Genomic DNA, 8,451 nt, shown 5'->3' on the forward strand with positions numbered 1-8,451 from the left:
CCCTCTCCCGCTTGCGGGAGAGGGCTAGGGTGAGGGAATGAGCGCCGAAGGCGCGAATGCTGTTGCACGTGCCTTTAACGTAGTCGCGACCGCGTTAACACCTTGCCGCGCAACCCTCACCCCAACCCCTCTCCCGCAAGCGGGAGAGGGGCTAAGAGCATCACCGTGGAGGCTTAAAGCATCACGACGCCGGACACGGCCCATCCGCCTGCGCCCAGGTCTTGAACGCCGCCACGAATTCCGGATGCGGCACCGACACCGGCTTGCGTTCGCCGCCGGGTTCCCAGCCCCACAGCACCAGCTTGTCTTCGCTGACGTGCTTGATCAGCGCGGCGAAATCGCGGCCGCCGTTGCTGCGTTTGTCCTTGATCATCTCGCACAGCTTCGGCGCCGGCAGGCCGATCCAGGCCATCTTGTGATCCGGCGGCGGCAGCGCCCAATGCGGCGCGCCCGGCGGCGCGTTGACGCCGTAACTCGCGGGCAGATTGGCTTCGCCGTGACAGGTCGAGCACGGCAGACCGGCCGCGCCCTTGCCGTCGGGCCCGCGCACCACGCCCATCGCGTGCGGAATGCCGGCATCGAACTGCAGGGGCTGATCACCGGGAATATGGCAATTCTGGCAACGCGGATGCTGGAACACCTTCTGCACCGTCGCGAATGCGGCGATGCCCTTGTCGCGTTGCTCGGGCGTGACCTTGGAACCGCTGCATGCGCTCAAGCTCAGGGCGGCCAGCACGGTAAAAACGATAGGCATCGCTCGCATCGTCGTCTCCTCAGGCCGGCAGCCGCAACGGCAGCTCGCGCAACCGCTGTTGGGTAAGCGCATACACCGCGTTTGCCACCGCCGCCGCGACCGGCGCGGTGCCGGGCTCGCCGGCGCCGCCCATCTTCTCGGTGCTCGGCACGATATGCACTTCGATTTCCGGCGCTTCGTCCAGCCGCAGCACGCGGTAGTCGTGGTAGTTCGATTCCTGCACCCGGCCGTCCTTGAAACTCAGCGCGCTGTGCAGCGCCGCGCCCAGGCCGAAGTTGATCCCCGATTCCATCTGCGCGTGCACGCCATCGGGATTGACCGCGATTCCGCAATCGATCGCGCAGAAGAACTTGTGCACGCGAATACCCTTGCCGCCACCGGGCTGATCGACCAGCGATACCTCGGCGACCTGGGCGATGTAGCTGCCGAAGGACTCATGCACCGCGACGCCGCGGCCGCGGCCGGGTTCGAGCTTGGAACCCCAGCGCGATTTGTCGGCGACGAGATCGAGCGCCGCAAGGTGGCGCGGGTGCGCCTTCAACAAGGTGCGTCGGTACTCGACCGGGTCTTTCCCCGCCGCATACGCCAACTCGTCGATCAGACTCTCCATCACGAACGCGTTGTAGCTGTGACCGACCGAACGCCACCACAGCACCGGAATACCGGTCCGAGGCGAATGCAGGTCGACCCGGAAATCCTTGAGCCCGGTGATGTACGGCGAATCGGCCACGCCCTCGACCGAGGTCGCATCGATGCCGTTCTTGACCATCATCGGTTCGAACGGCGTGCCCGCGGTGATCGACTGTCCGACCAGCACGTGCTCCCACGCGACCGGCATGCCTTGCGCGTCGATGCCGATGCGCGCGCGTTGCAGGTACATCGGCCGGTAATAGCCGCCGCGCACGTCGTCCTCGCGCGACCACACCGTCTTGACCGGTTTGCCGGCGGCCTTGGCCACGTGCACCGCCTCGGTCACGAAGTCCGAGGTCGGCGTCGCGCGACGGCCGAAACCGCCGCCGAGGAACATGGTGTGGATGCGCACCTGCTCGGGCTTGAGTCCGGTGATTTCCGCGGCGACCTTCTGGTCCACGGTCTGGAACTGGGTGCCGGTCCAGACATCGCAACCGTCGGCGTCGATCTTGACCGTGCAGTTCAACGGCTCCATCGGCGAATGCGCGAGGTACGGCACGTTGTATTCGGCCTCGATGGTCTTGGCGGCTTTCGCCAGCGCGCCCTTGACGTCGCCGGCCTGGCCGGCGACCGCGCCTTCGGTCGCGGCGAGCGCGCGGAACTGTTCGCGCAACTTGACCGTGTCCAGGCCCGCGTTCGGGCCGAGATCCCAATCGACCACCAAGGCATCACGGCCTTGCTTGGCGGCCCAGTAGTGATCGGCGATCACCGCCACGCCGCTGGGCACCTGGACCACGTCGCGCACGCCAGCTATCGCCTTGGCCTTGCTCGCGTCGAATGATTTGACCGAACCGCCGAACACCGGCGAGCGCGCGACCACCGCGGTCAGCAGTCCGTCGAACTGCACGTCCATGCCGAACTTGGCCTTGCCGGTGATCTTTTCCGGCCCGTCCAGACGCTTGGTCGACTTGCCGATGATCTTCCAGTCCTTGGCGTCCTTGAGCGGCAGCGGCGCCTTCGGCGGCGGCAGCTTGGCCGCGTCGAGCGCGAGTTCGCCGTAGCGCGCGCGCTTGTCGCCGGCGATGGCCACGCCGTTCTCGGTGGTCACCTGATCGACCGGCACGCCGAAACGCTGCGCCGCGGCTGCGATCAGCAACGCGCGCGCGGTCGCGCCGGCCTGGCGGTAGCGATCGAACTCCGACCAGGTGCTGGTCGAACCGCCGGTCATCTGCATGCCGAACGCGGTGTGCGCGTAGGCCTGCGCCGCCGGTGCGTGCTCGACCTTGATCTTCGACCAGTCGGCATCGAGTTCCTCGGCGATCAACATCGCAAGGCCCGTCCAGATGCCCTGGCCCATTTCCGAATGCGACAGCAGCACGGTGACGCTGTCGTCGCTGCCCACGCGCAGGAACGCATTCGGCGCGAACGGTTGCGCGGCGGCCGCCGCGGCGACGGCGGGATCGGCCTGGGCGAAGCGGCTGGCCGCGGGCAGCACGAACCCGACCACGAGTCCTGAGCCGATCAGCGCGCCGGTCTTGAGAAATTGCCGGCGGGAATTCGATGGCACGGCGTTCACGGGAACCTCCGTTGCAAAAAAGGACGGCGCGCGTCAGCGGCGCCGGCTCAAGTCGATGGCCGCGGCGTTCGCGCGCTGCGCACGTTGGTGCCGCTCGGATGCGCGCGGCGCGCGTGGGTACGGGCCGACAGGCTGACGTCGATCGAGAACGCGCCATCGCCACGCGCGGCATCGCCGCCGCGGGAATGCGCGATCGCGATCGAACCCACGCCGCTCACGCCTTGCCGATCTCGGCCGCGCGCTTCACCGCCGCGCGGATGCGCGGATAGGTGCCGCAGCGGCAGATGTTGCCGGACAGGGCTTGGTCGATATCGGTGTCGGTCGGCGCGGGAATCTTGGTCAGCAGCGCCGCCGCCGACATGATCTGGCCGGACTGGCAGTAGCCGCACTGGACCACGTCGATCTCGGCCCAGGCGCGCTGCACCGGGTGGCTGCCGTCCTTCGACAGGCCCTCGATGGTGGTGATCTGCTTGCCTTCGACGCTGGCGACCGGAGTCACGCAGGCGCGCCGCGGCGAGCCGTCGACATGCACCGTGCAGGCGCCGCATTGGGCGATGCCGCAGCCGAACTTGGTGCCGGTCAGCTGCATGAGGTCGCGCAGGACCCATAGCAGCGGCATGTCCGGCGGAGCGGCGACCTCGTGTTCGGTGCCGTTGACGTTGAGCTTCATTGGATCCCTCGCGGCGGCTGGGGTGGTTCGAGCCTACTCCTCGTGTGCCGCGCCGGCTAGGTAGTGGCACTAAGACTTTCGCACTGCGTGACCGCTGTCGAATCGGCCGCAATTGCACGATCCTCCAGGCTTGCGAGCGGCTTGAGCACCGGGACGCCGCGCGCGGACGCACCGGGCATCGACGCGCATTCGCTATGCGTCCAAACCGATCGCGCACGCGCGCGCGATCGCCCGCGCTTGCCCAAACCGCCACGCCGCGCCGCCGGCCGCGACCGGCGCATGCGTTTTTTCTTCGCGATCGCTCTAGACTCGAAGCATCCACCGCCCACGAGGCGCACCGCGATGGCCGATTCGCCCGAACCTCCCACCGCGACGCGGACCGCGCCGGGCGGGGCGCGCGCGGTGGTCGAAGCCAGCGCCGCCGCGGCGACGCGCGGCGATCCGGCCACCCTGGCGGTGGTGCTGGAAACCGAAGGCTCCACGTACGTGCGGCCCGGCGCGCTGGCCTTGTTCGGCGCGCGCGACGGCCAGATCGGCTGGCTCAGCGGCGGCTGCATCGAACCCGATATCGAACTGCGCGCGGCCGACGCGGCCGCATCGCAGGGCATCGAATGGATGGACATCGACACCCGCAGCGACGAGGACCTGTTCGCCGGTTCCGCGGTCGGCTGCCGCGGCCGCCTGCGCCTGGCCTTGCTGCCGCTGGCCGCGCTCGACGGCTGGCCGGCGTTGGTCGACGAATGGCGGCGCGGCCACGGCGATCTGCGCCTGGACATTCGCAGCACCGGCGCGGTGACCGCCGCGGTCGGCGACGAACGCATGCGTTGGACCGTGCCGGTCACGTCCTTGCCGTGGGCGATCGAAGGCGGCGCTCACTGGACCTTGGACATCGCCACGCCGCCGTCGGTGCTGGTGTTCGGCGCCGGCCCGGAAACCCCGGCGCTGCTGCCGTTGCTGCGCACGCTGGGCTGGATGACCACCCTGGTCGAACGCCGCCCGCGCTGGTCCGGCTTGGCCGCGCTGGCCGACCACGCGCTCGCGCGCAGTCCCGCGCAGGCGCTGGCGACCGCGCGCCCGCACGACGCGGCCCTGGTCATGCACCACCATTTCGAACTCGACCGCGAAGCGCTGGAGCATCTGGCCGAAAGCATCAGCGGCCAGGCGATCGGTTTCGTCGGCCTGCTCGGTCCGCAGCGTCGGCGCGAGGATCTGTTTCGGGTGTTGCCGGCCTCGGCGGGCGCCTCGCTGCTGCCGCGCCTGCATTCGCCGATCGGCCTCAAGCTCGGCGGCGAAGGACCCGAAGCGATCGCCCTGAGCATCGCCGCGCAATTGCACAGCCACCGCCACGCGCAGGCTTCGCCATGACCCGTCCCGCGCCGACGCATGCCGCCGTGGTGCTGGCCGCCGGCGCCAGCCGGCGCCTCGGCCGACCCAAGCAACTGCTGACCCGCGACGGCGAAACCTTGCTGCATCGCGCGGCGCGACTGGCCGCGGCCAGCGGCGCGCTGCGCACCGTGGTCGTGCTCGGCGCGCGCCGCGACGCGATGCAGGCGGCACTGGCCGGACTGGACGTGGAGAGCGTGTTCAATCCCGACTGGGAACAAGGCCTGTCGAGCAGCCTGCACGCGGCCGCGCGCGCGCTCGATGATTTCGACGGCTCGGTGCTGGTGTTGGGCTGCGATCAACCGGCCCTCGACGGCGCTCACCTGAGCGCGCTGATCGCGGGGGCCTCATGGTCGCCCGGTGCTTGCGCGGCCACCGCGCATGGCGAAGCGCTGGGCATACCGGCGTTGATCCCACCGGCATTGTGGCGACAGAGCACCGGCCTGCACGGCGACCGCGGCTTCGGCGCGACCTTGGCGGCTCAGGTCCCCGGCGCGGTCTGGCGGCTGCAGGCGCCGGAACTGGAATGGGACCTGGACACGCCGGCCGATGTGGCGGTAGCGATCGAGCGTGGCTGGATCGATCCGGACCCGACTGCGACGCAGGGCCTATAGAGGTATCGCACCGCCGGCCCGAATGTCCGCCACCTCTCTGTAGGAGCGGCGCAAGCCGCGACCGCGCCACCTCGCCTACGACGCGACCACGATGTTGCAAGCATGTTGGCTGGCTTGCGGCCGGGCCTGCGTCGTTACTCAGGTACCGCGGTCGCGGCTCGCGCGGCTTCTACAGAGGACCACGACGCATCTTCCTGCGCCGCCTTTTCCCTCTCCCGCTTGCGGGAGAGGGCCAGGGTGAGGGAATGAGCGCCGAAGGCGCGAATGCCGTTGCAGGAGCAGTCGATACCGCAGTGCTTGCAGGGAAACCTGACCTGGACACCCTCACCCCAACCCCTCTCCCGCAAGCGGGAGAGGGGCTCTGAGGCTCAGTGCAACAGCACCGACGCGCGCGGCGCATCGCAATCCAAAGTCGAAATATCTATCAGGCCAGCACAGCCGCGCGCCGTGTGCCAATACGTGCTTGGAGGCCCGCGCCGCCCGGCCGGACCTCCTGTCAGCCGGGCGGCGCAAACCGCACGCCAGCCCTAGGGAACCAGCGTGCCAAACACGGGCTGCGATTCCGCATCGTAGATCCGCAGCCACAGGCCCTTGGGCGCATGCATGGCGTATTTGCGGGCCTGCGGCAGCACAGCGCGCAACGCCGCTTCGGCGCTGCGGTATTCCTTCTGGATTTCGGCCATCGCCACGGCCAGCGCATTGTCGTCGCTGCCGTCGCGCTGCTTCAGTTCGACGCGAAACATGGATCCATCCTTGTAAAAGTTCAGCCGGCCCGGTCTGGGGGAATGCCCGCCTCGTGGCGGATCTATGACTCGGTGGTGCCGTCGGAGCGTCTAAAAGATGCGCGTTGCGTGAACAGGAAACCGTCGTCGGAACGCCTGTAAGCGTGTAGGAATTTTCCTAATCTGATGTGCGTGACGTCACAAGTTCAAAAACCACCAGTGGACTTGGCATGGTATTTGTTCATGTGGACCTGCTTCACGGATGAAATATTCCACCGTGAGTACACACCACCACGCTAGCGGCGGCCGTCGAACATCGGTTGCAAGGCCGCCAGCCCCTCGCGCAGGGCATCGGCGAAGACCCGCATGCGTTCGGTGCGGCGCAGGTCGGGATGGCTGAGCAGCCACAGGTCGGCCGCCAGCCCGGCCACCGGATCGCCCACCCGCACCAGACGCCGCTCGGCGTCGCCCAGATAGCACGGCAGCACCGTCAGCCCCATGCCGCAGGCGGCGGCGTCGCGCAACGCGATCAGGCTGTTGGCGCTGAACACCGTGCGCCGGTCGTACTGCTTGTGCCGCAGCCACTGGGCCATGCCGATATGGGCCAGATTGCCGTCGGGCACCAGCCAGTCGTAATCGGCCAGATCGTCCGGCCGGGCGCCACGCGGCAGGCGCAGCGAGCGCGGGCGGTAGACCCCCGTGGCCATGCGCGCGACCTTGCGCCCGATCAGCCCCTCCGGCGGCTTGCCGCCCGGACGCAGCGCCAGGTCGGCCTCGCGCCGGCTCAGGTCGCGCACCGCGTTGTCGGTGATCAACTCCAGCACGATACCCGGATGGGTATCGCGGAACCGCGCCAGCAACGGCGGCAGCACGCCGTACAGCAGCGGCTCGACCGTGGTCAGCCGGACCTTGCCGCTCGGCCGCGCGTCCAGTCCGGCCAGACGCCGTTCGGTCGCGGCGATCCGGGTTTCGATCTCGGCCGCGACCGCGATCACCTCCTCGCCGGTCGGGGTCGGCGCGTAACCGTCGCGCGCGCGTTCGAACAAGCGCGCGCCGAGGCTGCGTTCGATCGCATTGATCCGGCGGAACACGGTCGGATGGCTGACGGTCAGCAGCTTGGCCGCGCCGTTGAGCGATCCGGCGCGACCGACCGCGAGCACGAAGCGGTAATCGTCCCAGGCCAGCGCTTGTTCATTCATGCAATCTCGCCTTGCATTCGTGGCGGAATGTATTTCAACGATGAACATCCTAACCTGCCGGCCTCGCGTCGCACGACGCCCCCTCCGAGGAAGTCCCGATGTCCACCCGTCTCGATTACAACGCCATCGACCCGCAAGGCACCCGCGTGCTGGCCGGCCTGAGCCATCACGTCGGCAAGAGTTCGCTGGAAGCTTCGTTGATCGATCTGGTCAACGTGCGCGTGTCGCAGCTCAATGGCTGCGCCTACTGCATCCGCCTGCACACCGAGGAAGCGGTGGAGCGCGGCGAAAGCCATCGCCGTCTGCATCTGCTGCGGGTGTGGCCGGAAGGCCCGTTCAGCGAGCGCGAACGCGCTGCGCTGGCGTGGGCGGATGCGATCACCCTGGTCAGTCAGGCGCCGGTATCGGACGAGGTGTATGCGCGGGCGCGTTCGCAGTTCAGCGATGCGGATCTGGTGGCGTTGACGCATGCGGCGATTGCGATGAACGCGTGGAATCGGTTGGGGATCGCATTTCGCAAGCCGGATCCGGCGTTGGTGGGATGAGTGTACTGACGCTCCGCATTGTTCGTAGCGGATATAGGTAACCGACATTGCCGCATGGTCTGCCTGTAGGAGCGGCGCGAGCCGCGACCGCGACATTGCGACTACGCCGCAGGCTTCGTCGTGCCCGTAATTGCGCGGTCGCGGCTTGCGCCGCTCCTACAGGCAGCCCATGTGGCTTTTGCTTGGGCTTGAAGTCGCGCAGTTCATCCAGCACTGCGAGGCTTGTAACTCGCGAGAACAACAGCACACCCGTAGGGCGGCGCACATGGATGTGCGCCGTGCGCCACCGGGACAGGATGTCCCGTGTGGCGCATGCCCGCGTAAGCACCGCACTTGCGGGCTCTTGATTCAAAGAAAA

General features: G+C 68.3%; 9 protein-coding genes. 3 read left to right on the forward strand and 6 right to left on the reverse strand.

What is annotated here, in order from left to right:
* Nucleotides 1-181: 181 nt before the first annotated feature.
* Genes ASD86_RS02660 through ASD86_RS02670 form a run of 4 tightly spaced genes read right to left on the reverse strand, consistent with a single transcriptional unit; the run spans nucleotide 182 to nucleotide 3,630 of the window.
* The gene (locus ASD86_RS02660) at nucleotides 182-754 is read right to left on the reverse strand and encodes a hypothetical protein (protein WP_200957165.1); all 573 of its coding nucleotides are present in this window, start codon (nucleotides 752-754) and stop codon (nucleotides 182-184) included.
* A gap of 19 nt (nucleotides 755-773) precedes the next feature.
* A complete protein-coding gene (locus ASD86_RS02665) occupies nucleotides 774-2,960 on the reverse strand; it encodes a xanthine dehydrogenase family protein molybdopterin-binding subunit (protein ID WP_056106546.1) in 2,187 nt (728 codons plus the stop codon).
* A 47-nt stretch (nucleotides 2,961-3,007) separates the two neighbouring features.
* Nucleotides 3,008-3,169: a hypothetical protein gene (locus ASD86_RS26350; RefSeq protein WP_157476047.1), complete on the reverse strand. Its 162-nt coding sequence runs from the start codon at nucleotides 3,167-3,169 to the stop codon at nucleotides 3,008-3,010.
* Between the two features lie 5 nt (nucleotides 3,170-3,174).
* A complete protein-coding gene (locus tag ASD86_RS02670; RefSeq protein ID WP_036114861.1) occupies nucleotides 3,175-3,630 on the reverse strand; it encodes a (2Fe-2S)-binding protein in 456 nt (151 codons plus the stop codon).
* 342 nt (nucleotides 3,631-3,972) lie between these two features.
* On the opposite strand from ASD86_RS02670, the gene ASD86_RS02675 reads away from it, so the two are divergent.
* Both ASD86_RS02675 and ASD86_RS02680 read left to right on the forward strand, forming a co-directional pair.
* Nucleotides 3,973-4,995 (forward strand): XdhC/CoxI family protein, encoded by a 1,023-nt coding sequence (locus ASD86_RS02675; RefSeq protein ID WP_082578045.1) that lies wholly within the window; start codon nucleotides 3,973-3,975, stop codon nucleotides 4,993-4,995.
* Nucleotides 4,992-5,627: a nucleotidyltransferase family protein gene (locus tag ASD86_RS02680; protein ID WP_056106548.1), complete on the forward strand. Its 636-nt coding sequence runs from the start codon at nucleotides 4,992-4,994 to the stop codon at nucleotides 5,625-5,627. Before ASD86_RS02675 ends, ASD86_RS02680 begins: the two co-directional genes overlap by 4 nt.
* Before the next feature lie 527 nt (nucleotides 5,628-6,154).
* Here ASD86_RS02680 and ASD86_RS02685 read toward each other — a convergent pair.
* Together ASD86_RS02685 and ASD86_RS02690 are read right to left on the reverse strand one after the other, a co-directional pair.
* Nucleotides 6,155-6,370 (reverse strand): hypothetical protein, encoded by a 216-nt coding sequence (locus tag ASD86_RS02685; RefSeq protein ID WP_056106550.1) that lies wholly within the window; start codon nucleotides 6,368-6,370, stop codon nucleotides 6,155-6,157.
* Between the two features lie 275 nt (nucleotides 6,371-6,645).
* Nucleotides 6,646-7,548: a LysR family transcriptional regulator gene (locus tag ASD86_RS02690; RefSeq protein ID WP_056106552.1), complete on the reverse strand. Its 903-nt coding sequence runs from the start codon at nucleotides 7,546-7,548 to the stop codon at nucleotides 6,646-6,648.
* Between the two features lie 98 nt (nucleotides 7,549-7,646).
* Here ASD86_RS02690 and ASD86_RS02695 point away from each other — a divergent pair, with 98 nt between their 5' ends.
* On the forward strand, nucleotides 7,647-8,093 hold the full coding sequence (locus tag ASD86_RS02695; RefSeq protein ID WP_056106555.1) for a carboxymuconolactone decarboxylase family protein: 447 nt from the start codon (nucleotides 7,647-7,649) through the stop codon (nucleotides 8,091-8,093).
* Nucleotides 8,094-8,451 lie beyond the last annotated feature (358 nt).

The sequence above is a fragment of the Lysobacter sp. Root690 genome (assembly GCF_001427785.1).
Lineage (GTDB): Bacteria > Pseudomonadota > Gammaproteobacteria > Xanthomonadales > Xanthomonadaceae > Lysobacter.

Coding starts and splice junctions, on each gene's coding strand:
- ASD86_RS02660 (WP_200957165.1), bottom strand. CDS start 754: ATGCCTATCGTTTTTACCGTGCTGGCCGCCCTGAGCTTGAGCGCATGC.
- ASD86_RS02670 (WP_036114861.1), bottom strand. CDS start 3,630: ATGAAGCTCAACGTCAACGGCACCGAACACGAGGTCGCCGCTCCGCCG.
- ASD86_RS02675 (WP_082578045.1), top strand. CDS start 3,973: ATGGCCGATTCGCCCGAACCTCCCACCGCGACGCGGACCGCGCCGGGC.
- ASD86_RS02680 (WP_056106548.1), top strand. CDS start 4,992: ATGACCCGTCCCGCGCCGACGCATGCCGCCGTGGTGCTGGCCGCCGGC.
- ASD86_RS02685 (WP_056106550.1), bottom strand. CDS start 6,370: ATGTTTCGCGTCGAACTGAAGCAGCGCGACGGCAGCGACGACAATGCG.
- ASD86_RS02690 (WP_056106552.1), bottom strand. CDS start 7,548: ATGAATGAACAAGCGCTGGCCTGGGACGATTACCGCTTCGTGCTCGCG.
- ASD86_RS02695 (WP_056106555.1), top strand. CDS start 7,647: ATGTCCACCCGTCTCGATTACAACGCCATCGACCCGCAAGGCACCCGC.